The sequence below is a fragment of the Paraburkholderia phytofirmans PsJN genome (assembly GCF_000020125.1).
Classification (GTDB): domain Bacteria; phylum Pseudomonadota; class Gammaproteobacteria; order Burkholderiales; family Burkholderiaceae; genus Paraburkholderia; species Paraburkholderia phytofirmans.
This window is the reverse complement of the sequence record NC_010681.1, coordinates 4,090,750-4,111,700: the sequence shown is the minus strand read 5'-3', so window position 1 is coordinate 4,111,700 and position 20,951 is coordinate 4,090,750. Positions and strand designations below refer to the sequence as shown.

Genomic DNA, 20,951 nt, shown 5'->3' with positions numbered 1-20,951 from the left:
CTCAGCGCTCTCAGGCTGCGACAGCCGTAGGCATGAACGATTCGAACAGCTTCGACGCCTGACGCGCCTGCCGCTTGAGCGCGTAGTCGAACACGGCGGCCTGTTCCTGCAGCATTTCCGTGATGATGCTCGATTGATCCGCCGGCGGCAGCGTGAGGTAAGCGTCTGCCTCGCCGTACGCGTATTCGATCTTCATGCCGGCCTTCTTCGCGATATGCATCATGGTCGAATTGCGCGACAGGCAGTGCATATACAGCATGGTGACGTGCGTATTGCGGCTACGAATGGCGGCACGCTCGAACAGCTTCGAGCCGATGCCCTGGCCGCGGACGCTTTCCAGCACGGACACGCCGAACTCGGCCGTACGCTTGTCGCCTTCGGCCGGCAGGTACGCCAGGTGGCCAACGCCGGTCAACTGCAATTGGTTGTTGAAGACGCCGAAGACGGTGTCGCGTTTGAAGTCGATCGCGCGAACATAGTTTTCGATGACGTGGTCCGGCACGATCTGGCCGAAGCGCAGGAGCCGGTCGTCTTCGTCGAGCGCCAGGAAGTGGGTCAGCAGGCGTTCGCGGTCGACTTCAGTGAGCTCGCGGACCAGAGCAGGCGCACGACCGGCTGGCTGCATCAAGCGATCGTGCGCGACGATCGGCTCAGCGGCGCGGGGTGTAGTCAAGTTCATGGTCGGTTCTCCTTTTGGTCGAGCGGCGTGGTGCACCGCAAAAGCAATTTTAGCGGAGATCGACACTGCGCACTAGGGAAAACCCGTATCAATATTTGAAGAGGTTGCCTAAAAAACTCGCGCCCTATTTTTAAGTCGTTGATTTTAGAAAATAAATAAATCAGACGAGCGTTCGTAACACGATGTCGCACATCGGTCACTTTCAGCCGTTATTTTGTATGAATATTGCTGCGGCGCGGAATCAAGCCGCGTTTGAGCCCAATCCATGGTCCACCATACCGACCACTTGTTCCGCAAATTCACGGTAACCCATCCGGCCGTCCGGCTTCAGCCAGGTGAAGGTCCAGTTGATCATGCCGAACACCATCATGGTGAGCGCGGTCTGGTTGTCGCGCGTGGCGCGCTCCGGATAGGCGCGAGCCAACTGCCGCGCAAACGCCGCCACGACGTCACGCTGACGGTTCAGGATCACTTCACGCTGGGTATCGACCAGATACTTCACGTCGTTCAACAGCGCGACGTGCCGACTGTGCGACGTCTCATACTCCGACAGAAACGCCCGAATCAGCTCGGCGAAGGTTTCACGCTCCGACAAGCCGCGCCGCTGACTCGCGCCTTCCACCTCCGCGATGATCAGCATGAGCCGCTTGGTGTAACGGTCCAGCAGATCGAACAGGATCGCTTCCTTGCTGGCGTAGTAGTGGTAGAGGCGCGCTTTCGAGGTGCCGCTCGCGGCGGCGAGGTCGGCCATCGAGGTGCTGGGATAGCTGGTCTGGGCGAACTTCGCCGCGGCGAGTTCGAGAATCTGTTCGCGCTGGGTTTCGTGGTCAGGCGCTCGGGTGCGGGCCATAGTCGTCTGTTCTATTAATGTGGACAGGGGGCGAACGCCGCGCACAATTCGAGCGTGCGCCAGGCGCTCGCGTCGCCGCGAAGCTTGATGCGCCGGGTTGCGGCCAGTTCACGGAAGCGCCACAGCACAACGGTGTCGCTGACCAGGAAGCCGAGCTCGGCGGTCATTAATTCGGCGGCGACGCGCGCGGCGGGCTGCCAGTCTTCAGTCACGTGCTCGATAATCAGCGCGTCGAGTTCCGCGAAGCTTCCGCTCGTAAAAGTATTGTCGCGCCAGCGCCGGGTTTCACCGTTCGCGTGTTTGACTTCCTGCCATTCGAGCGCGAGCCGGCTGATGCGCAGCACGGAAATCGGCGCGGCGTCCGGCAGACGGGATTGCAGAACGGTTGGCGCGAACATGCCGACCGACGTCGCGCGGTCTTTGCGGCTGTGCGCCCACGCGCCCGGATCGGTGAGATCGCGAATCGACAGACGCACTTCGTTCAGTCGCTGCGGGTTGTTGCGCAGGTGATAGCAGACGCGGCGTAGCATCAATTGATCCGATGCGCTTTCGCCGTGCCACACCACCAGATTCGCTTCGCCGCGCGCGATATTCTCCAGCGCCGCGGCCTGTTCGCGAAATTCCCGCAGGAAATCGCGCTTCGTGTCGGCGCTCACGCGATCCCAGAAGTCCGCGCGCACGTCAGGCGCGTCGTCGACGCCGCGTAGCGGGCCGACCGCGAGATCGTCGCGCAGTGCGTGCACGCGCTCATCGCGGCCCGCATCGCGCAAGGCGGTGCGCAGTGACTCGGCGGCGACATCGCCGTTGGTGAGGTGGATCGTGCTCATCGGCAGTGGCGTAGGGCGGTTGACAACATTAGGGGCCGCTCACCAACCGGAACAGGTGTCCGGTCGCGAGCGGCCCCTAGTGTAAGCGGATCGCGCACCTGCTGAAAGCGCGACGGGCGTCTTGCGGGCCCGCCTTCGCACGCGGCTCAACGTTCGTCGTAGCTCACCACCACGCGGTCGCTGATCGGATGGCATTGGCACGTCAACACGAACCCGTCGCGGATTTCGTGTTCTTCGAGCGTGTAGTTCTTTTCCATCTTCACTTCGCCCTCCAGAACCTTCGCGCGACAGGTGCAGCAGACGCCGCCCTTGCACGCATAAGGCAGCGCGAGACCGGCGCGCAGGCCGACGTCGAGCACGCTCACGCCCTGATACGGCAGGCGCAGCTTGCGGCGTTTCCCGTCGAGGACGATTTCGAGGTCGGCAGCCGGCGTATCTTCGGTGATTTCGACCGGCGGCACGCCCGCTTGCGGCAGCGGCGAACCGAAGCGCTCCACGTGCACCTTTTCCGATGGCACGCCGGCGGCTTTCAGCGCGGCTTCGGCGGCGTCCATCATCGGAGCGGGGCCGCAGATGAAGGCTTCGTCGATCGCGTCGGCCGGCAACAGATTCTCGATGAAGGCAGCGCACTTATCCTGATCGAGCACGCCGTTGAACAACTCGACGTCCTGCAGATCGTCGGACAGCACGTGATAGAGCACGAAGCGGTTCATGAAGCGGTTCTTCAGATCCTCGAGTTCTTCCGCGAACATGATCTGATCGACGCTGCGGTTGCCGTACACGAGCGTGAAGGTGCTGCGCGGTTCGACTTCGAGTGTCGTCTTGATGATGGCCAGCACCGGCGTGATGCCCGAACCGCCCGAGAACGCCAGATATTGCTGCCCTTGATCGGCGTTCAGATGGGTGAAGAAGCGTCCGTCCGGCGTCATCACGTCGATCGTGTGGCCGGGCTGCAGCGTGTCGAAGGCAAAGTTCGAGAAACGCCCGCCGCGTACGCGCTTGATGCCGATGCGCAGTTCGCCGTCGCGGTCGTAATCGGTGACGCCGACGCAGATCGAATACGAACGGCGCGTTTCCTCACCGTCGATATGCGTCTTCAACGTGACGAACTGGCCTTGCGTGAAACGATAGTGGTCGCGCAGTTCGGCGGGGACTTCGAAGGCGACCGAAACCGAATCGGCGGTTTCGGGCCGCACTTCGCGGATACGCAGCGGGTGAAATTGCGGAGTGGCCATATCAGTATGGTTTGAAGTAGTCGAAGGGCTCGCGGCAGTCGAGGCAGCGGTACAGAGCTTTGCAGGCAGTCGAGCCGAATTGCGCGAGACGCTCGGTGTGCGCCGAGCCGCAACGCGGGCACGACGGCGCGGGCAGCGCGCGGGGTACGAAGCGCATCACTTTTTCCTGCACGGGCGCGGGCGAACCGCAATTGCCCGTGGGCGGCGCGATGCCGTAGGCGCGCAGCTTTTCGCGTGCGTCGGCGGTCATCCAGTCGGTCGTCCAGGCCGGCGCGAGCACCGTCGCGATCCGATAGGGCTTCAGTTCCGCCGCGTCGAGCGCATGCGCGACGTCCTCGGCAATCTGCGACATGGCCGGGCAACCGGAGTAGGTCGGCGTGATCACGACTTCGAGCGTGCCGTCGGCGTCGCGCCGCACGTCGCGCAAAATGCCCAGTTCGCGAATCGACACCACCGGAATCTCCGGATCGGGCACCGTTTCGAGCACGGCCCATGCGCGTGCCAGGGTCGTTTCGGTCGTTTCGGTCGCGCGGAGGGCTGTCGAAGTCGTCATCGTCGGATTACCAAGTGGCGCCGGGGTGTTGGCGTGCAAGGCTCTGCATTTCAGCCAGCACGAAGCCCATGTGCTCGGAATGTTCGCCGTGCTTGCCGGTCGTGACGTGCTTGACCGGTTCGGGCAGCGTCAAGGTGGCTTCGTCGAGCGTGGCGCGCACGTCGTCGAGCCATGCCGTTTCGAGGTCCGACGTCAGCGGGCCGATGCCGGCTGCCGCGATGCTTTCCTCGACGGCGTCCGTGCTGAAGAACTCCCGCGAATACGGCACCAGATAGTCCAGTGCGGTTTGCGCGCGGCGATGCGATTCTTCTGTGCCGTCGCCGAAACGGATCAACCACTCGCGTGCGTGGTGCACGTGATAGCTGGTTTCCTTGATCGACTTGGACGCGATCGCCGCCAATTGCTCATCTGTGGACGCCGTGAGGGCCGTCCACAGATGCGCCATCAACGTCGAGTAGAGGAAATTGCGGACGATCGTGACCGCGTAATCCTTCTCGGCTTTTGCCGTGGCCGACAGCGGGCCGACATGCGGCAACTCGGCGAGCGTGTAGTTGGCGAACTCGCGCTCGGCGCGAAAGTACGCGTAGTCGTCTTCCGTGCGGTTTTTGCCGGTGAGTTGCTGTTCGAGCGACGCAGCGTGCGTGTACAGCAGACGCGCCTGACCGATCAGGTCGAGGCTCATGTTCGACAGCGCGATATCCTCTTCGAGGATCGGGCCGTGGCCGCACCATTCGGTATTGCGCTGACCGAGGATCAGCGCGGTATCCGCGAGGCGCAGCACGTACTGGAGATGTTGGGGCGTGATGGTCATGGCCGCGCTTACATGTGGTTGACTTCGTCGGGAAGCGTGTAGAACGTCGGGTGGCGGTAGATCTTGTCGCCAGCCGGTTCGAACAGTTCCGCCTTGTCTTCCGGCGCGGACGCCGTAATCGCCGACGACGGCACCACCCAGATGCTCACGCCTTCCTGGCGGCGCGTGTAGACATCGCGCGCCATGCGCAGCGCCATCGGCGCGTCGGCGGCGTGCAGGCTGCCGCAGTGTTTGTGGTCGAGTCCCTGCTTGCTACGCACGAAGACTTCCCAAATCGGCCATTCCTTGTTCATTGCAGATCTCCTGATTTTTTGTCCGGCATACCGCGCGGTTAGGCGGCGTGCTGTTGTGCGCGCTGGCGCTGTTTTTCGGCGTGGGCGAGGGCGGCTTCGCGGACCCAGGCGCCGTCGTCGTGCGCTTTGACGCGGGTGGCGAGACGCTCGCGGTTGCACGGGCCGTCGCCGTTCACCACGCGCCAGAACTCTTCCCAGTCGATGTCGCCGTAGTCGTGATGGCCGCGCGCTTCGTTCCATTTCAGGTCCGGGTCGGGCAGCGTGACGCCGAGCACCTTGGCCTGGTCGACGGTGGCGTCGACGAATTTCTGGCGCAGGTCGTCGTTCGAGATGCGCTTGATGCCCCATTTCGACGACTGGTTGCTGTGGATCGAATCCTTGTCGCTCGGGCCGAACATCATCAGCACCGGCCACCACCAGCGGTTCACTGCCTGCTGGACCAGTTCGCGTTGTGCTTCGGTGCCGGCCATCATCGACATGAGCGCGTCGAAACCCTGGCGTTGATGAAACGACTCTTCCTTGCAGATGCGGATCATGGCGCGTGCGTACGGGCCATAGGTGCAACGGCACAGCGGAATCTGATTCATGATCGCCGCGCCGTCCACCAGCCAGCCGATCACGCCGACGTCCGCCCACGTGGGCGTCGGGTAATTGAAGATGCTCGAATATTTGGCTTTGCCCGAGTGCAGCGCGGCGATCAGCTGATCGCGCGACACGCCGAGCGTTTCCGCTGCGCTATATAGATAGAGGCCGTGGCCGGCCTCGTCTTGCACTTTGGCGAGCAGAATCGCCTTGCGCTTCAGGCTGGGCGCGCGCGTGATCCAGTTACCCTCCGGCAGCATGCCGACGATTTCCGAATGCGCGTGCTGCGAGATCTGCCGGACCAGCGTCTTGCGGTAGGCCTCCGGCATCCAGTCTTGAGCTTCGATCTTGCCGTCGGCGGCCATGACTGCGTCGAACTGCACCTGCTCGGACGAGTCTGAGCCCGCGTCCAGCGGAGCGACATTGCCGGGAATATCCAGGGATTGCGTGTACATGGGGACGCTCTCTGCGGAAGTTGTCTGTGTGCGCACAGTATAAGCCAACCGACCGGTCGGTTAATAAATTTTTTGAGACGAGTCGGTCGAGCCGATAGGAGATCGGGTGGCTTCCTTCGCGAGCGTTTCGCCTGGCCGCCGCCCCGTCCCTACACTAAACCTATAAAATTGCGAATTGGCCGCGATTTGCGGCCTTCCTGCATCCCCCGGTACTCATGTTACGTCTAAGCGAAATCAAACTCCCGCTCGATCATCCCGAGAGCGCCCTCGAAGCCGCCGTGCGTGCGCGCCTCGCGGAACTCGGCGTGGCAGCGGATGGGCTCATCCGATACACCGTGTTTCGCCGCGCGCACGATGCGCGCAAGCGAGCCGACATCAAGCTCACGTACATCGTCGATGTCGAGGTCACGGACGAAGCGGCGGCGCTCAAGCGGCTCGCCGACGTGCCGCATTGCGGCGTGACGCCCGACATGACGTACAAGTTCGTCGCCAGGGCGCCCGCGCAGATGACCGCGCCGCGCCCCGTCGTAATCGGCATGGGGCCGTGCGGCCTGTTTGCCGGGCTGATCCTTGCGCAAATGGGCTTCCGGCCGATCATCCTCGAGCGCGGCAAGGCCGTGCGCGAACGCACCAAGGACACCTTTGGCCTGTGGCGCAAGTCGGTGCTCAATCCCGAGTCGAATGTGCAGTTCGGCGAAGGCGGCGCGGGCACTTTCTCCGACGGCAAGCTGTACAGCCAGATCAAGGACCCGAAGCATTACGGCCGCAAGGTGCTCGACGAATTCGTGCGAGCCGGCGCCCCCGAGGACATTCTGTTTCTCAGCAGGCCCCATATCGGCACGTTCCGGCTGGTGAGCATGGTCGAAAAAATGCGCGCGACCATTCACGAACTGGGCGGCGAGGTGCGTTTCGAAACCCGCGTCGACGATATCGAGATCGATCAGGGCAAAGTGCGCGGGCTGAAGCTGTCGACCGGCGAAACGTTGCGCTGCGACCATGTCGTGCTGGCGGTCGGCCATAGCGCGCGCGATACCTTCCAGATGTTGAACGACCGCGGCGTCTATATTGAAGCAAAGCCGTTTTCACTCGGTTTCCGGATCGAGCATCCGCAGGGTTTGATCGACCGTAGCCGGTTCGGCAAGTTTGCCGGTCACAAACAGCTCGGCGCCGCCGACTATAAGGTGGTGCATCACTGCAGCAACGGCCGCGCCGTCTACAGTTTCTGCATGTGCCCGGGCGGCACCGTGGTGGCGGCGACCTCCGAGCCGGGCCGCGTCGTGACCAACGGCATGAGCCAGTATTCGCGGGCCGAGCGAAATGCCAATGCCGGAATCGTGGTCGGTATCACGCCGGATGACTACCCGGGCGGGCCGCTCGCCGGCATCGCTTTTCAGCGCAAATGGGAAGAGCGGGCTTTCGAGCTGGGCGGCGGTAACTATATGGCGCCGGGCCAGCTGGTCGGCGACTTTATCGCCGGGCGGCCGTCCACGTCGCTGGGTTCGGTGGTGCCGTCGTACAAACCGGGCGTGCATCCTACCGATCTCAGCACGGCGCTTCCCGACTACGTGATCGAGGCTATTCGCGAAGCCTTGCCGCAAATGGACAAGAAGATCGCCGGGTTCGCGATGCACGATGCCGTGCTGACGGGCGTCGAGACGAGAACGTCGTCGCCGATTCGCGTGCGTCGGCGGGATGACTATCAGAGCATGAATGTCGAAGGCCTTTATCCGGCCGGCGAAGGCGCTGGCTACGCTGGCGGGATCTATTCGGCGGCCATCGACGGGATCGAGGTCGCCGAAGCGCTCGCGTTGAAGATGGCCGAGGCGCAGACGGCCTGAGTCGGCGGAGCGCGAGAGCGCCGTCGTGCAGATCCGCGACGGCTGGTGCGATCGGGCACAATGCACGTTTTGCCTCGAACCCACCACCCGAATGACCATTCGCACCCTGGCTGCCGCATGCGGCGCGGCGCTGCTTGCCCAGCTTGCCGTTTCCCCAACCGTTTTTGCCGCCGACACCCCGGCACATTGGGTCACCGCCTGGGCGACGGCGCTGCAGCCTGTCCCACTGCGGGCGGACTTGCCGCCGCTCTATCGCGCACCGGAAGTTGCCGGGCGCACGGTGCGCCAGATCGTCTATCCGACGTTGACCGGAAAATTGGCGCGAGTCCACCTTAGCAACCGGTACGGCAAAACACCCCTCGTTATTGAAGATCTGCGCATCGCACGCTCGGCGGGCGGCGCGGCGGCAATTGGCGGCGGGACGCACGTGACGTTCGGGGGCAAGGGCGCGGTCTCGATTCCGCCGGGTGGCGAGTTGGACAGCGACCCGGTCGCAGTCGATATTGCCGAAGGTGCGCCTTACGCTCTCAGCGCGTTTATGGGGCCCGAGCAGCGCATCGTGGCGTGGCATCGCGTTTCGAACCAGGTGAATTACGTTTCGGCGCCGGGTAATCATGCGGCGGACGCTTCCACGGATGCGTTTCGCGGCCGGTTTACACAATATGTGTGGATGACCGGATTGTCGGTGGACGCGGCGCCTGCATCCGCCGCCGTTGTCGCGATCGGTGACTCGATCACCGATGGCATGCGCTCCAGTCTGAATCAGAATCGCCGCTGGCCTGACGCGTTGGCGCGCCGGTTTGCCGCTAGCGGCGACCGGTCGACCGCGATCGTCAATCTGGGAATCAGCGGCAACCGCTTGTTGAGCGACTCTCCTTGCTACGGCGACGCGCTCGCGACGCGCTTCGAGCATGACGTGCTCGCGCGCCCGGGCGTCAAGACGGCAATTCTGCTGATCGGAATCAACGACATCAACTTCGCGGCAATGCCGCCGCGCAACGGTCTCGATTGCGACTTTCCGCACACCTCAGTGACAGCCGCCGATCTGATTGCCGGCTACCAGCGGTTGATCGCTACGGCCCGGCATGCCGGCGTGAAATTGTTCGGTGCGACGCTGACGCCGGCGTCGCTTCCGCCGCAGCGAGAAAGCATTCGGCTCGCCGTCAACCAGTGGATTCGGACTAGTCATGCCTTCGACGGCGTCGTGGACTTCGACGCCGCGCTGCGTGACCCGGCGCAAGTGGAGCGCCTGCAGCGCAACTTCGACAGTGGCGATCACATCCATCCAAGCGACGCGGGTTATGCAGCAATGGCGGAAGCAGTTCCGCTGGACGCGGTAGTGAAATCTACGCGCAAGTGAGCCGCCAAAAAAGATTTCGATCGAACCCTTGTCATATGGCCGATGTTCACCTAAGATTCGCCTCCTCGTTGCAGAACGAGGCCGCGGCAGAAACCAGCGGGCGTAGCGTCAACGAGGTTTTAAGCGAAAGCGAAAAAATGTTGTTGACGAAACGAAAAAGAGCCTTCATAATCTCGTTTCTCTGCTGCTGATGCAGCGACGCAGAACGAAGCGGTGCCGGGTAGTTGGAATGCTGATGATTGATGTCAGCGGCGCGCGGTGCCGGTTTGGTGGTGAATGCGGAATCGATCTTTAAAAATTAACAGCCGATAAGTGTGGGCGCTTGATGCGCGACGCGCAGTGGATCCTTCGGGGTTTGCTGGAAGCGAAAGTATCAAGTCTCACACAGTAATGAAAGGAAGGTTTTTCCATTGAAAGATGGAGAGATCATTCGTCAGTACGTTGAGTGAGCGACCGGTTGCAAGCAGGCAACTGCGACAACCGAAAAACAGTAACAGGTTTGAACTGAAGAGTTTGATCCTGGCTCAGATTGAACGCTGGCGGCATGCCTTACACATGCAAGTCGAACGGCAGCACGGGGGCAACCCTGGTGGCGAGTGGCGAACGGGTGAGTAATACATCGGAACGTGTCCTGTAGTGGGGGATAGCCCGGCGAAAGCCGGATTAATACCGCATACGATCTGTGGATGAAAGCGGGGGATCTTAGGACCTCGCGCTACAGGGGCGGCCGATGGCAGATTAGCTAGTTGGTGGGGTAAAGGCCTACCAAGGCGACGATCTGTAGCTGGTCTGAGAGGACGACCAGCCACACTGGGACTGAGACACGGCCCAGACTCCTACGGGAGGCAGCAGTGGGGAATTTTGGACAATGGGCGCAAGCCTGATCCAGCAATGCCGCGTGTGTGAAGAAGGCCTTCGGGTTGTAAAGCACTTTTGTCCGGAAAGAAAACCTCTTGGTTAATACCTGAGGGGGATGACGGTACCGGAAGAATAAGCACCGGCTAACTACGTGCCAGCAGCCGCGGTAATACGTAGGGTGCAAGCGTTAATCGGAATTACTGGGCGTAAAGCGTGCGCAGGCGGTTCGCTAAGACAGATGTGAAATCCCCGGGCTTAACCTGGGAACTGCATTTGTGACTGGCGGGCTAGAGTATGGCAGAGGGGGGTAGAATTCCACGTGTAGCAGTGAAATGCGTAGAGATGTGGAGGAATACCGATGGCGAAGGCAGCCCCCTGGGCCAATACTGACGCTCATGCACGAAAGCGTGGGGAGCAAACAGGATTAGATACCCTGGTAGTCCACGCCCTAAACGATGTCAACTAGTTGTCGGGTCTTCATTGACTTGGTAACGTAGCTAACGCGTGAAGTTGACCGCCTGGGGAGTACGGTCGCAAGATTAAAACTCAAAGGAATTGACGGGGACCCGCACAAGCGGTGGATGATGTGGATTAATTCGATGCAACGCGAAAAACCTTACCTACCCTTGACATGTATGGAATCCTGCTGAGAGGTGGGAGTGCCCGAAAGGGAGCCATAACACAGGTGCTGCATGGCTGTCGTCAGCTCGTGTCGTGAGATGTTGGGTTAAGTCCCGCAACGAGCGCAACCCTTGTCCCTAGTTGCTACGCAAGAGCACTCTAGGGAGACTGCCGGTGACAAACCGGAGGAAGGTGGGGATGACGTCAAGTCCTCATGGCCCTTATGGGTAGGGCTTCACACGTCATACAATGGTCGGAACAGAGGGTCGCCAACCCGCGAGGGGGAGCCAATCCCAGAAAACCGATCGTAGTCCGGATCGCACTCTGCAACTCGAGTGCGTGAAGCTGGAATCGCTAGTAATCGCGGATCAGCATGCCGCGGTGAATACGTTCCCGGGTCTTGTACACACCGCCCGTCACACCATGGGAGTGGGTTTTACCAGAAGTGGCTAGTCTAACCGCAAGGAGGACGGTCACCACGGTAGGATTCATGACTGGGGTGAAGTCGTAACAAGGTAGCCGTATCGGAAGGTGCGGCTGGATCACCTCCTTTCTCGAGCTCACGTGTCAATCGTGTTGAGCGCTCACGCTTATCGGCTGTGAATTAAAGACAGAAACGCAGACAGACTCAGGGGTCTGTAGCTCAGTCGGTTAGAGCACCGTCTTGATAAGGCGGGGGTCGATGGTTCGAATCCATCCAGACCCACCATTGTCTTGTCTGCGATGGCTGACCGGCAAAACCCCTGAGTGGCAACAGATGATGGTCTGTGCATGACTGGGGGATTAGCTCAGCTGGGAGAGCACCTGCTTTGCAAGCAGGGGGTCGTCGGTTCGATCCCGTCATCCTCCACCAATCCTCAATGCGTAGCGCTGCTGTGAGAAGCAGAGTGCTGTGCATTGGCGATTGAGCCAGTCAGAGTGATACATGGTTATAGCAACCATGATATCGGCTGTCGTTCTTTAACAATCAGGAAGAAGTAGTAAAGAGATTCACGAAAGCATGCTTAGAGATGGGTGTGCGAGTAGGTGAATCAGGGTTGTGATTGTATCAATGTATGAAAAGGTGATCGAAAGATTGCTTTGGAATACGGCGCAACACGAATACTCAACCTGTAGCGAGTGTGGCAGCCACGGTCCTTCCCAGTGAAGGGCGTGCGAGACACACCCGTTATAGGGTCAAGCGAACAAGTGCATGTGGTGGATGCCTTGGCGATCACAGGCGATGAAGGACGCGGTAGCCTGCGAAAAGCGGAGGGGAGCTGGCAAACGAGCTTTGATCCTCCGATATCCGAATGGGGAAACCCGGCCCGAATGGGTCATCCATGACTGAATACATAGGTCATGAGAAGCGAACGCGGTGAACTGAAACATCTAAGTAACCGCAGGAAAAGAAATCAACCGAGATTCCCAGAGTAGTGGCGAGCGAAATGGGACCAGCCTGTACTCTTTATCTTCATTGTTAGTCGAAGGCTCTGGAAAGTGCCGCCATAGCAGGTGATAGCCCTGTAGACGAAAACAGCGAGGAAGAACTAGGTGTACGACAAGTAGGGCGGGACACGTGAAATCCTGTCTGAAGATGGGGGGACCATCCTCCAAGGCTAAATACTCGTGATCGACCGATAGTGAACCAGTACCGTGAGGGAAAGGCGAAAAGAACCCCGGGAGGGGAGTGAAACAGATCCTGAAACCGCATGCATACAAACAGTCGGAGCCTCGCAAGGGGTGACGGCGTACCTTTTGTATAATGGGTCAGCGACTTACATTCAGTGGCAAGCTTAACCGATTAGGGCAGGCGTAGCGAAAGCGAGTCCGAACAGGGCGATTCAGTCGCTGGGTGTAGACCCGAAACCAGGTGATCTATCCATGGCCAGGATGAAGGTGCGGTAACACGTACTGGAGGTCCGAACCCACTAACGTTGAAAAGTTAGGGGATGAGCTGTGGATAGGGGTGAAAGGCTAAACAAACCTGGAAATAGCTGGTTCTCTCCGAAAACTATTTAGGTAGTGCCTCGTGTATCACCTTCGGGGGTAGAGCACTGTCATGGTTGTGGGGTCCATTGCGGATTACTACGCCATAGCAAACTCCGAATACCGAAGAGTGCAATCACGGGAGACAGACATCGGGTGCTAACGTCCGGTGTCAAGAGGGAAACAACCCAGACCGCCAGCTAAGGTCCCCAAATATTGCTAAGTGGGAAACGAAGTGGGAAGGCTAAAACAGTCAGGAGGTTGGCTTAGAAGCAGCCATCCTTTAAAGAAAGCGTAATAGCTCACTGATCGAGTCGTCCTGCGCGGAAGATGTAACGGGGCTAAGCAATATACCGAAGCTGCGGATGCACATTTATGTGCATGGTAGGAGAGCGTTCCGTAAGCCTGCGAAGGTGCATTGAAAAGTGTGCTGGAGGTATCGGAAGTGCGAATGCTGACATGAGTAGCGATAAAGGGGGTGAAAAGCCCCCTCGCCGTAAGCCCAAGGTTTCCTACGCAACGTTCATCGGCGTAGGGTGAGTCGGCCCCTAAGGCGAGGCAGAAATGCGTAGCTGATGGGAAGCAGGTTAATATTCCTGCACCATTGTTAAATGCGATGGGGGGACGGATCGCGGAAGGTTGTCCGGGTGTTGGAAGTCCCGGTCCTTGCATTGGAGAAGGCGCTTAGGCAAATCCGGGCGCGGAATTCAAGGGTGCGAGGCCATTCACTTCGGTGAAGAAGCAATCGGAAGTGGTTCCAAGAAAAGCCTCTAAGCTTCAGTTTAACAGGACCGTACCGCAAACCGACACAGGTGGGCGAGATGAGTATTCTAAGGCGCTTGAGAGAACTCGGGAGAAGGAACTCGGCAAATTGGTACCGTAACTTCGGGATAAGGTACGCCCCTGTAGCCTGATGCGCCTGCGCGCAAAGGGTGAAGGGGTTGCAATAAACTGGTGGCTGCGACTGTTTAATAAAAACACAGCACTCTGCAAACACGAAAGTGGACGTATAGGGTGTGACGCCTGCCCGGTGCCGGAAGATTAAATGATGGGGTGCAAGCTCTTGATTGAAGTCCCGGTAAACGGCGGCCGTAACTATAACGGTCCTAAGGTAGCGAAATTCCTTGTCGGGTAAGTTCCGACCTGCACGAATGGCGTAACGATGGCCACACTGTCTCCTCCCGAGACTCAGCGAAGTTGAAGTGTTTGTGATGATGCAATCTCCCCGCGGCTAGACGGAAAGACCCCATGAACCTTTACTGTAGCTTTGCATTGGACTTTGAACCGGTCTGTGTAGGATAGGTGGGAGGCTTTGAAGCGTGGACGCCAGTCTGCGTGGAGCCATCCTTGAAATACCACCCTGGTTTGTTTGAGGTTCTAACCTTGGTCCGTAATCCGGATCGGGGACAGTGCATGGTAGGCAGTTTGACTGGGGCGGTCTCCTCCCAAAGTGTAACGGAGGAGTACGAAGGTACGCTAGGTACGGTCGGAAATCGTGCTGATAGTGCAATGGCATAAGCGTGCTTAACTGCGAGACCGACAAGTCGAGCAGGTGCGAAAGCAGGTCATAGTGATCCGGTGGTTCTGTATGGAAGGGCCATCGCTCAACGGATAAAAGGTACTCTGGGGATAACAGGCTGATACCGCCCAAGAGTTCATATCGACGGCGGTGTTTGGCACCTCGATGTCGGCTCATCTCATCCTGGGGCTGTAGCCGGTCCCAAGGGTATGGCTGTTCGCCATTTAAAGAGGTACGTGAGCTGGGTTTAAAACGTCGTGAGACAGTTTGGTCCCTATCTGCCGTGGGCGCTGGATATTTGAAGGGGGCTGCTCCTAGTACGAGAGGACCGGAGTGGACGAACCTCTGGTGTACCGGTTGTCACGCCAGTGGCATCGCCGGGTAGCTATGTTTGGAAGAGATAACCGCTGAAAGCATCTAAGCGGGAAACTCGCCCTAAGATGAGATATCCCCGGGGCTTCGAGCCCCCTGAAGGGTCGTTCAAGACCAGGACGTTGATAGGTCAGGTGTGGAAGCGCAGTAATGCGTTAAGCTAACTGATACTAATTGCCCGTAAGGCTTGATCCTATAACAGGTGTGTTTTGACATGAGTTAGCGCTTCAGCGCTTACTCAGGTCAACCCCCGAAGGGGGCAGGAACACTCAGGTTAAGTGATCGTGTTGTGCCAGAATCAACACAACCCCAACCGCTTTACCCCTGGTGAGCATCACCAGAAACTACTTCTTCCAGATTGGCTGCAGCGCTCCCCGAGCGAGGCAGCAACCCGTCAAAGCCTGATGACCATAGCGAGTCGGTCCCACCCCTTCCCATCCCGAACAGGACCGTGAAACGACTCCACGCCGATGATAGTGCGGATTACCCGTGTGAAAGTAGGTAATCGTCAGGCTCCCCTGCAGCATCAGAAACCCCACCCCAACAAAGGTGGGGTTTCTGCGTTTACGGAAGCGCTCAAATCACCATATAAGTGAGAGCCTTGGGTTTGGAACGGTCAAGCAAGTCTTGACAATAAGTTGTAGTTCCCCCATAATCATCAGTTCTCTGCGGAGGGGTGCCCGAGTGGCTAAAGGGGGCAGACTGTAAATCTGTTGGCTTACGCCTACGTTGGTTCGAATCCAACCTCCTCCACCAGAATGCAAGTTGCAGCAGTTGTTGGGAATCCATGGATCCTTGCGGGTGTAGCTCAATGGTAGAGCAGAAGCCTTCCAAGCTTACGACGAGGGTTCGATTCCCTTCACCCGCTCCAGCAATACAGAAGTAGCGCCCATGTGGCTCAGTGGTAGAGCACTCCCTTGGTAAGGGAGAGGTCGGCAGTTCGATCCTGCCCATGGGCACCAGAAGTTCTCGCTGATTGTTTGCGCCCGGCGCAACGTACGGAAAAATCCTCTTAGGAGTCGAAAATGGCCAAGGGTAAGTTTGAGCGGACCAAGCCGCACGTGAACGTCGGCACGATCGGTCACGTTGACCACGGCAAGACCACGCTGACGGCAGCGATCACGACGGTTCTGACGCAGAAGTTTGGCGGCGAAGCGAAGGCATACGACCAGATCGACGCGGCGCCGGAAGAAAAGGCGCGTGGTATCACGATCAACACGGCGCACGTCGAGTACGAAACGGCTAACCGCCACTACGCACACGTCGACTGCCCGGGCCACGCTGACTATGTGAAGAACATGATCACGGGCGCAGCGCAGATGGACGGCGCGATCCTGGTGTGCTCGGCTGCAGACGGCCCGATGCCGCAAACGCGTGAGCACATCCTGCTGGCGCGTCAGGTTGGCGTGCCGTACATCATCGTGTTCCTGAACAAGTGCGACATGGTGGACGACGCTGAGCTGCTCGAACTCGTCGAGATGGAAGTGCGCGAACTTCTGTCGAAGTACGACTTCCCGGGCGACGACACGCCGATCATCAAGGGTTCGGCCAAGCTGGCGCTGGAAGGCGACAAGGGCGAGCTGGGCGAAGTGGCGATCATGAATCTGGCCGACGCGCTGGACACGTACATCCCGACGCCGGAGCGCGCAGTTGACGGTGCGTTCCTGATGCCGGTGGAAGACGTGTTCTCGATCTCGGGTCGCGGCACGGTGGTGACGGGTCGCGTTGAGCGCGGCGTGGTGAAGGTCGGCGAGGAAATCGAAATTGTCGGTATCAAGCCGACGGTGAAGACGACCTGCACGGGCGTGGAAATGTTCCGCAAGCTGCTCGATCAAGGTCAGGCAGGCGACAACGTGGGTATCCTGCTGCGCGGCACGAAGCGTGAAGACGTGGAGCGTGGCCAGGTTCTGGCGAAGCCGGGTTCGATCAACCCGCACACGCACTTCACGGCTGAAGTGTACGTGCTGAGCAAGGACGAAGGTGGCCGTCACACGCCGTTCTTCAACAACTATCGTCCGCAGTTCTACTTCCGTACGACGGATGTGACGGGCTCGATCGAGTTGCCGAAGGACAAGGAAATGGTCATGCCGGGCGACAACGTGTCGATCACGGTGAAGCTGATCAACCCGATCGCGATGGAAGAAGGTCTGCGTTTCGCAATCCGCGAAGGTGGCCGTACGGTCGGTGCAGGTGTGGTTGCCAAGATTCTCGAGTAACGCCAGATAGTTCTCGTTAATCGGTAGTTTCGGGGTTGGCGGTGTCGTCAACCCCAAATGGTTTAGGGGTATAGCTCAACTGGCAGAGCGTCGGTCTCCAAAACCGAAGGTTGGGGGTTCGATTCCCTCTGCCCCTGCCAACTCTCGCGCCGTATGTGGCGCTTCGTTAAGGTGTTATGGCGAATCCTTCCGTCGAAACTGTGAATACATCGGGCGACAAGCTGATGCTCGTCGCGGGCGTATTGCTTGTCTTGGCCGGGTTCGTGGGTTTTTTCTGGCTGAGCGGCCAGGAATGGTACGTCCGCGGAGCCGCCTTAGCTGTTGGTGCGATCGCGGGTGTTGCAGTCGGTCTTCTCTCCGCGCCTGGCAAGGGTTTCATCGCTTTCGCCAAAGATTCGTACAAGGAAGTCCGCAAGGTTGTTTGGCCGACTCGTAAAGAGGCTACTCAGACAACGCTCGTAGTATTTGGCTTCGTGTTCGTCATGGCGATCTTTCTTTGGATTGGTGATAAATCCATCGAATGGGCGATTTTCTCGGTGATTCTGGGTTGGAAATGATATGAGCGATACTCCGGCATCCCCGAGCGGCAAACGTTGGTATGTTGTGCACGCCTACTCCGGCATGGAGAAGAGCGTGCAACGTGCGCTTCAAGAGCGCATCGAACGTGCTGGCATGCAAGACCAGTTTGGTCAAATCCTCGTTCCGACTGAAGAGGTGGTCGAGGTAAAAGGCGGTCACAAATCGGTGACCGAGCGCCGTTTCTTCCCGGGCTATGTGCTCGTTGAAATGGAAATGACTGACGAGACGTGGCACCTCGTGAAAAACACGGCAAAGGTGACAGGTTTCGTGGGTGGTGCGCGTAATCGTCCGAGTCCGATTTCCCCTCGGGAAGTCGAGAAAATCATGTCGCAAATGCAGGAAGGCGTGGAAAAGCCGCGTCCAAAGACCCTGTTCGAAGTCGGCGAGATGGTACGGGTGAAGGACGGTCCGTTCACGGATTTCAACGGTAGCGTCGAAGAAGTGAACTACGAAAAGTCGCGCGTCCGTGTTTCCGTTACAATCTTCGGCCGCGCAACGCCGGTCGAACTCGAATTTGGCCAGGTTGAAAAGCTGTAGTCCAGAATTCTACGGGGCGCACCATGCGGTGCGTTCCGTATTTCGCGCTTACGGTCCGCGTAATGGCCGTTGAGGAGCGTAAGTACCCAATATTTCGGCGAACGCGCGCTACTACTCACTGAACGTCTGCATGTATTCATGCGGTGTTCCAACGAGGTTTTCAACATGGCAAAGAAAATTATCGGCTTTATTAAGCTGCAGATTCCTGCAGGTAAAGCCAATCCGTCGCCGCCGGTTGGTCCGGCACTAGGCCAGCGCGGCCTGAATATCATGGAGTTCTGCAAGGCGTTCAACGCGCAGACCCAAGCACTGGAACCGGGTCTGCCGACTCCGGTTGTGATCACCGCGTTCGCGGACAAGAGCTTCACGTTCGTTCTGAAGACGCCGCCGGCAACGGTTTTGATCAAGAAGGCGGCGAAGATCGATAAGGGTTCGAGCAAGCCGCATACCGACAAGGTCGGCAAGATCACCCGCGCTCAAGCTGAAGATATCGCCAAGACCAAGATGCCCGATCTGACGGCAGCTGATCTGGACGCAGCGGTTCGTACGATCGCGGGTAGCGCCCGCTCGATGGGCATCACCGTGGAGGGCGTGTAAATGGCTAAGCTTTCAAAGCGTCTGCAAGCATTTGCAGCCAAGGTTGATCGTCAAAAGCTGTACGCAATCGACGAAGCCCTGTCGCTCGTGAAGGAATGCGCAAGCGCGAAGTTCGACGAGTCGATCGACGTCGCAGTGCAGCTCGGTATTGACGCGAAGAAGTCGGACCAAGTGGTTCGTGGCTCGGTCGTCCTGCCGGCCGGTACCGGTAAGTCTGTTCGCGTTGCAGTGTTCGCGCAAGGCGAAAAGGCTGAGCAAGCTCGTGCAGCCGGCGCGGAAGTCGTCGGTATGGAAGACTTGGCTGAGCAAGTCAAGGCTGGCAAGTTGGACTTCGACATTGTGATCGCTTCGCCGGACACGATGCGCGTCGTCGGTACGCTCGGTCAGATCCTCGGCCCGCGTGGCCTGATGCCGAACCCGAAGGTCGGTACGGTTACGCCGGACGTCGCGACTGCCGTGAAGAACGCCAAGGCTGGTCAGGTGCAATTCCGTGTCGACAAGGCCGGTATCATCCACGCCACCATCGGCCGTGCTTCGTTTGAGCCGACAGCTCTGCGTAGCAACCTGAACGCTCTCGTCGACGCGCTGCAAAAAGCGAAGCCGGCAACGAGCAAGGGTGTGTACCTGCGCAAAGTTGCTCTGTCGAGCACGATGGGCGTTGGTGTTCGCGTCGACCAGGCATCGATCGCAGCACAGTAATAGATTTCATCGCCTCGGCGTAGGTCGGGGCGGTTTTATGGGCTTTGGGCGGTCGTAAGGTGGCAGTCTGCATCGAGCGACCGGTTGTCAAAGACCGTTGGCGGGCACGCAGCAGGTAGGTGTGTCCTTAATGTAAAGCCAACGCAGATGGCGAACCCGAAAAGGTTTTGTAGTGATGAAGCCGGTTGATATCCGCAGCAATGCGGACTCAGGCGGTCGAAATACTCCTGACTGGTCGGACGCCGTTATTGAACGCGGTACACAAGGCGCACGCCGCGTGTATCGAATCTGGAGGTTAACCGTGCCACTTAACAAAGAAAGCAAGCAGGCCGTCGTCGCTGAGGTTGCCGCGCAAGTCGCGAAAGCCCAGACCGTGGTTCTGGCTGAGTATCGTGGAATCGCGGTTGGCGATCTGACCAAGCTGCGCGCGAAAGCGCGTGAGCAACAGGTTTACCTTCGTGTGTTGAAGAACACGCTGGCGCGTCGCGCTGTCGAAGGTACCCCGTTTGCTCCGCTGGCAGAGCAGATGACTGGTCCGCTGATCTACGGCATCTCGGAAGATGCAATTGCTGCTGCTAAGGTCGTCAACGACTTCGGCAAAACCAATGACAAGTTGATCATCAAGGCTGGTTCCTACGAAGGCAAGGTGATGGACAAGGCTGGCGTGCAAGCGCTGGCAAACATCCCGAGCCGCGAAGAACTGCTCTCCAAGCTGTTGTACGTTATGCAGGCACCTGTTTCCGGCTTCGCGCGCGCTCTGGCCGCGCTGGCAGAAAAGAAACAAGGCGAAGAAACCGCTGCGTAATGCACATCAGTCGAGCGTGATTGATCGCTGGCTGTATCCGAATTCAATTTAGGAGTATTTCAAATGGCAATCGCAAAAGAAGACATCCTCGAGGCAGTAAGCTCGATGTCGGTTCTGGAACTGAACGAGCTGGTTAAGGCGTTCGAAGAAAAGTTTGGCGTGTCGGCAGCTGCTGTTGCAGTGGCAGGCCCGGCAGGCGGCGGCGCTGCTGCTGCTGCTGAAGAGCAAACCGAATTCACGGTCAACCTGACGGAAGTCGGCGCGAACAAGGTTTCGGTCATTAAGGCTGTTCGCGAACTGACGGGTCTCGGCCTGAAGGAAGCGAAGGACCTGGTCGACGGTGCACCGAAGCCTGTTAAGGAATCGGTACCGAAGGCTGCTGCTGAAGAAGCCAAGAAGAAGCTGGAAGAAGCCGGCGCGAAGGCTGAAATCAAGTAAGTTTCAGCTCGCTGTGCGAAGGCTGGCGGTTTTCCACCGCCGGCCTTTTTGTGCTTTGTGGGAGACACGTTTTTTGCCTGGCCGTTTCGGCAAGAATGTGGCTCCCAGAGGCCAAAGAAAACCGCCTTTCGGCAGCATTGACCGGCGTTTCTCTTTGTCTTCTGAAGCGACTGCAGAAGGCAAGTTTGGTCGGGTAGCGGGCAACATAGGCATCCGCTGCCGTCAGCCAGCGGTTGGTAGCGGCCAACCACCAAGCTTC

Annotated in this window: 17 protein-coding genes, 6 tRNA genes and 3 rRNA genes; 18 read left to right on the top strand and 8 right to left on the bottom strand. The window is 58.9% G+C overall.

Going from position 1 to position 20,951, the window contains the following annotated elements; genetic code table 11:
• Nucleotides 1-10: 10 nt before the first annotated feature.
• The 8 genes from BPHYT_RS18285 to paaA all read right to left on the bottom strand — a co-directional run bounded on the left by BPHYT_RS18285 (nt 11) and on the right by paaA (nt 6,285).
• Nucleotides 11-679 (bottom strand): GNAT family N-acetyltransferase, encoded by a 669-nt coding sequence (locus tag BPHYT_RS18285; protein ID WP_012434588.1) that lies wholly within the window; start codon nt 677-679, stop codon nt 11-13.
• Between the two features lie 241 nt (nt 680-920).
• Nucleotides 921-1,529, bottom strand: coding sequence for a TetR/AcrR family transcriptional regulator (locus BPHYT_RS18280; RefSeq protein ID WP_012434587.1), 609 nt, complete (start codon nt 1,527-1,529; stop codon nt 921-923).
• Nucleotides 1,530-1,543: 14 nt separating this feature from the next.
• On the bottom strand, nt 1,544-2,356 hold the full coding sequence (locus BPHYT_RS18275) for a DUF1835 domain-containing protein (RefSeq protein ID WP_012434586.1): 813 nt from the start codon (nt 2,354-2,356) through the stop codon (nt 1,544-1,546).
• A gap of 146 nt (nt 2,357-2,502) precedes the next feature.
• Nucleotides 2,503-3,591: a 1,2-phenylacetyl-CoA epoxidase subunit PaaE gene (gene paaE / locus BPHYT_RS18270; protein WP_012434585.1), complete on the bottom strand. Its 1,089-nt coding sequence runs from the start codon at nt 3,589-3,591 to the stop codon at nt 2,503-2,505.
• Nucleotide 3,592: 1 nt separating this feature from the next.
• On the bottom strand, nt 3,593-4,144 hold the full coding sequence (gene paaD / locus BPHYT_RS18265; RefSeq protein WP_012434584.1) for a 1,2-phenylacetyl-CoA epoxidase subunit PaaD: 552 nt from the start codon (nt 4,142-4,144) through the stop codon (nt 3,593-3,595).
• A 7-nt stretch (nt 4,145-4,151) separates the two neighbouring features.
• The gene (gene paaC, locus BPHYT_RS18260; protein ID WP_012434583.1) at nt 4,152-4,955 is read right to left on the bottom strand and encodes a 1,2-phenylacetyl-CoA epoxidase subunit PaaC; all 804 of its coding nucleotides are present in this window, start codon (nt 4,953-4,955) and stop codon (nt 4,152-4,154) included.
• An 8-nt stretch (nt 4,956-4,963) separates the two neighbouring features.
• Nucleotides 4,964-5,248, bottom strand: a complete 285-nt coding sequence (gene paaB, locus BPHYT_RS18255; RefSeq protein WP_007179854.1) for a 1,2-phenylacetyl-CoA epoxidase subunit PaaB — start codon at nt 5,246-5,248, stop codon at nt 4,964-4,966.
• 38 nt (nt 5,249-5,286) lie between these two features.
• On the bottom strand, nt 5,287-6,285 hold the full coding sequence (gene paaA, locus BPHYT_RS18250) for a 1,2-phenylacetyl-CoA epoxidase subunit PaaA (RefSeq protein ID WP_012434582.1): 999 nt from the start codon (nt 6,283-6,285) through the stop codon (nt 5,287-5,289).
• Nucleotides 6,286-6,500: 215 nt separating this feature from the next.
• Here paaA and BPHYT_RS18245 point away from each other — a divergent pair, with 215 nt between their 5' ends.
• From BPHYT_RS18245 to rplL, 18 genes are all read left to right on the top strand, one after another.
• The gene (locus tag BPHYT_RS18245) at nt 6,501-8,123 is read left to right on the top strand and encodes an NAD(P)/FAD-dependent oxidoreductase (RefSeq protein WP_012434581.1); all 1,623 of its coding nucleotides are present in this window, start codon (nt 6,501-6,503) and stop codon (nt 8,121-8,123) included.
• Nucleotides 8,124-8,214: 91 nt separating this feature from the next.
• Entirely contained in the window at nt 8,215-9,483 is a 1,269-nt protein-coding gene (locus tag BPHYT_RS18240) for an SGNH/GDSL hydrolase family protein (RefSeq protein WP_012434580.1), read from the top strand.
• 501 nt (nt 9,484-9,984) lie between these two features.
• Nucleotides 9,985-11,515 (top strand): 16S ribosomal RNA (locus BPHYT_RS18235).
• A 79-nt stretch (nt 11,516-11,594) separates the two neighbouring features.
• A tRNA-Ile gene (locus BPHYT_RS18230) sits at nt 11,595-11,671 on the top strand.
• A gap of 68 nt (nt 11,672-11,739) precedes the next feature.
• Nucleotides 11,740-11,815 (top strand) — tRNA-Ala (locus BPHYT_RS18225).
• Between the two features lie 321 nt (nt 11,816-12,136).
• Nucleotides 12,137-15,016 (top strand): 23S ribosomal RNA (locus BPHYT_RS18220).
• Between the two features lie 205 nt (nt 15,017-15,221).
• A 5S ribosomal RNA gene (gene rrf, locus BPHYT_RS18215) occupies nt 15,222-15,335 on the top strand.
• The 16S, 23S and 5S rRNA genes sit together here with 5 tRNA genes alongside, the layout of an rRNA operon.
• A gap of 156 nt (nt 15,336-15,491) precedes the next feature.
• Nucleotides 15,492-15,577, top strand: a tRNA-Tyr gene (locus BPHYT_RS18210).
• 41 nt (nt 15,578-15,618) lie between these two features.
• Nucleotides 15,619-15,692 (top strand) — tRNA-Gly (locus BPHYT_RS18205).
• Nucleotides 15,693-15,708: 16 nt separating this feature from the next.
• Nucleotides 15,709-15,783 (top strand) — tRNA-Thr (locus BPHYT_RS18200).
• A 63-nt stretch (nt 15,784-15,846) separates the two neighbouring features.
• Nucleotides 15,847-17,037 (top strand): elongation factor Tu, encoded by a 1,191-nt coding sequence (tuf, locus tag BPHYT_RS18195; protein ID WP_012434572.1) that lies wholly within the window; start codon nt 15,847-15,849, stop codon nt 17,035-17,037.
• A 64-nt stretch (nt 17,038-17,101) separates the two neighbouring features.
• Nucleotides 17,102-17,177 (top strand) — tRNA-Trp (locus BPHYT_RS18190).
• A gap of 36 nt (nt 17,178-17,213) precedes the next feature.
• On the top strand, nt 17,214-17,594 hold the full coding sequence (gene secE / locus BPHYT_RS18185) for a preprotein translocase subunit SecE (RefSeq protein WP_012434579.1): 381 nt from the start codon (nt 17,214-17,216) through the stop codon (nt 17,592-17,594).
• Between the two features lies 1 nt (nt 17,595).
• Nucleotides 17,596-18,153, top strand: coding sequence for a transcription termination/antitermination protein NusG (gene nusG / locus BPHYT_RS18180; RefSeq protein WP_007180147.1), 558 nt, complete (start codon nt 17,596-17,598; stop codon nt 18,151-18,153).
• 165 nt (nt 18,154-18,318) lie between these two features.
• The gene (gene rplK, locus BPHYT_RS18175) at nt 18,319-18,750 is read left to right on the top strand and encodes a 50S ribosomal protein L11 (protein ID WP_012434578.1); all 432 of its coding nucleotides are present in this window, start codon (nt 18,319-18,321) and stop codon (nt 18,748-18,750) included.
• Entirely contained in the window at nt 18,751-19,449 is a 699-nt protein-coding gene (rplA, locus tag BPHYT_RS18170) for a 50S ribosomal protein L1 (RefSeq protein ID WP_007180145.1), read from the top strand.
• 301 nt (nt 19,450-19,750) lie between these two features.
• A complete protein-coding gene (rplJ, locus tag BPHYT_RS18165; RefSeq protein ID WP_007180144.1) occupies nt 19,751-20,254 on the top strand; it encodes a 50S ribosomal protein L10 in 504 nt (167 codons plus the stop codon).
• A 63-nt stretch (nt 20,255-20,317) separates the two neighbouring features.
• Nucleotides 20,318-20,692, top strand: coding sequence for a 50S ribosomal protein L7/L12 (rplL, locus tag BPHYT_RS18160; protein ID WP_011490060.1), 375 nt, complete (start codon nt 20,318-20,320; stop codon nt 20,690-20,692).
• The last annotated feature ends 259 nt before the right edge of the window (nt 20,693-20,951 follow it).

What these genes read in the sequence shown, in the direction of transcription:
- BPHYT_RS18285 (WP_012434588.1), bottom strand. Translation starts at nt 679, where the DNA reads ATGAACTTGACTACACCCCGCGCCGCTGAGCCGATCGTCGCGCACGAT.
- BPHYT_RS18280 (WP_012434587.1), bottom strand. Translation starts at nt 1,529, where the DNA reads ATGGCCCGCACCCGAGCGCCTGACCACGAAACCCAGCGCGAACAGATT.
- BPHYT_RS18275 (WP_012434586.1), bottom strand. Translation starts at nt 2,356, where the DNA reads ATGAGCACGATCCACCTCACCAACGGCGATGTCGCCGCCGAGTCACTG.
- paaE (WP_012434585.1), bottom strand. Translation starts at nt 3,591, where the DNA reads ATGGCCACTCCGCAATTTCACCCGCTGCGTATCCGCGAAGTGCGGCCC.
- paaD (WP_012434584.1), bottom strand. Translation starts at nt 4,144, where the DNA reads ATGACGACTTCGACAGCCCTCCGCGCGACCGAAACGACCGAAACGACC.
- paaC (WP_012434583.1), bottom strand. Translation starts at nt 4,955, where the DNA reads ATGACCATCACGCCCCAACATCTCCAGTACGTGCTGCGCCTCGCGGAT.
- paaB (WP_007179854.1), bottom strand. Translation starts at nt 5,248, where the DNA reads ATGAACAAGGAATGGCCGATTTGGGAAGTCTTCGTGCGTAGCAAGCAG.
- paaA (WP_012434582.1), bottom strand. Translation starts at nt 6,285, where the DNA reads ATGTACACGCAATCCCTGGATATTCCCGGCAATGTCGCTCCGCTGGAC.
- BPHYT_RS18245 (WP_012434581.1), top strand. Translation starts at nt 6,501, where the DNA reads ATGTTACGTCTAAGCGAAATCAAACTCCCGCTCGATCATCCCGAGAGC.
- BPHYT_RS18240 (WP_012434580.1), top strand. Translation starts at nt 8,215, where the DNA reads ATGACCATTCGCACCCTGGCTGCCGCATGCGGCGCGGCGCTGCTTGCC.
- tuf (WP_012434572.1), top strand. Translation starts at nt 15,847, where the DNA reads ATGGCCAAGGGTAAGTTTGAGCGGACCAAGCCGCACGTGAACGTCGGC.
- secE (WP_012434579.1), top strand. Translation starts at nt 17,214, where the DNA reads ATGGCGAATCCTTCCGTCGAAACTGTGAATACATCGGGCGACAAGCTG.
- nusG (WP_007180147.1), top strand. Translation starts at nt 17,596, where the DNA reads ATGAGCGATACTCCGGCATCCCCGAGCGGCAAACGTTGGTATGTTGTG.
- rplK (WP_012434578.1), top strand. Translation starts at nt 18,319, where the DNA reads ATGGCAAAGAAAATTATCGGCTTTATTAAGCTGCAGATTCCTGCAGGT.
- rplA (WP_007180145.1), top strand. Translation starts at nt 18,751, where the DNA reads ATGGCTAAGCTTTCAAAGCGTCTGCAAGCATTTGCAGCCAAGGTTGAT.
- rplL (WP_011490060.1), top strand. Translation starts at nt 20,318, where the DNA reads ATGGCAATCGCAAAAGAAGACATCCTCGAGGCAGTAAGCTCGATGTCG.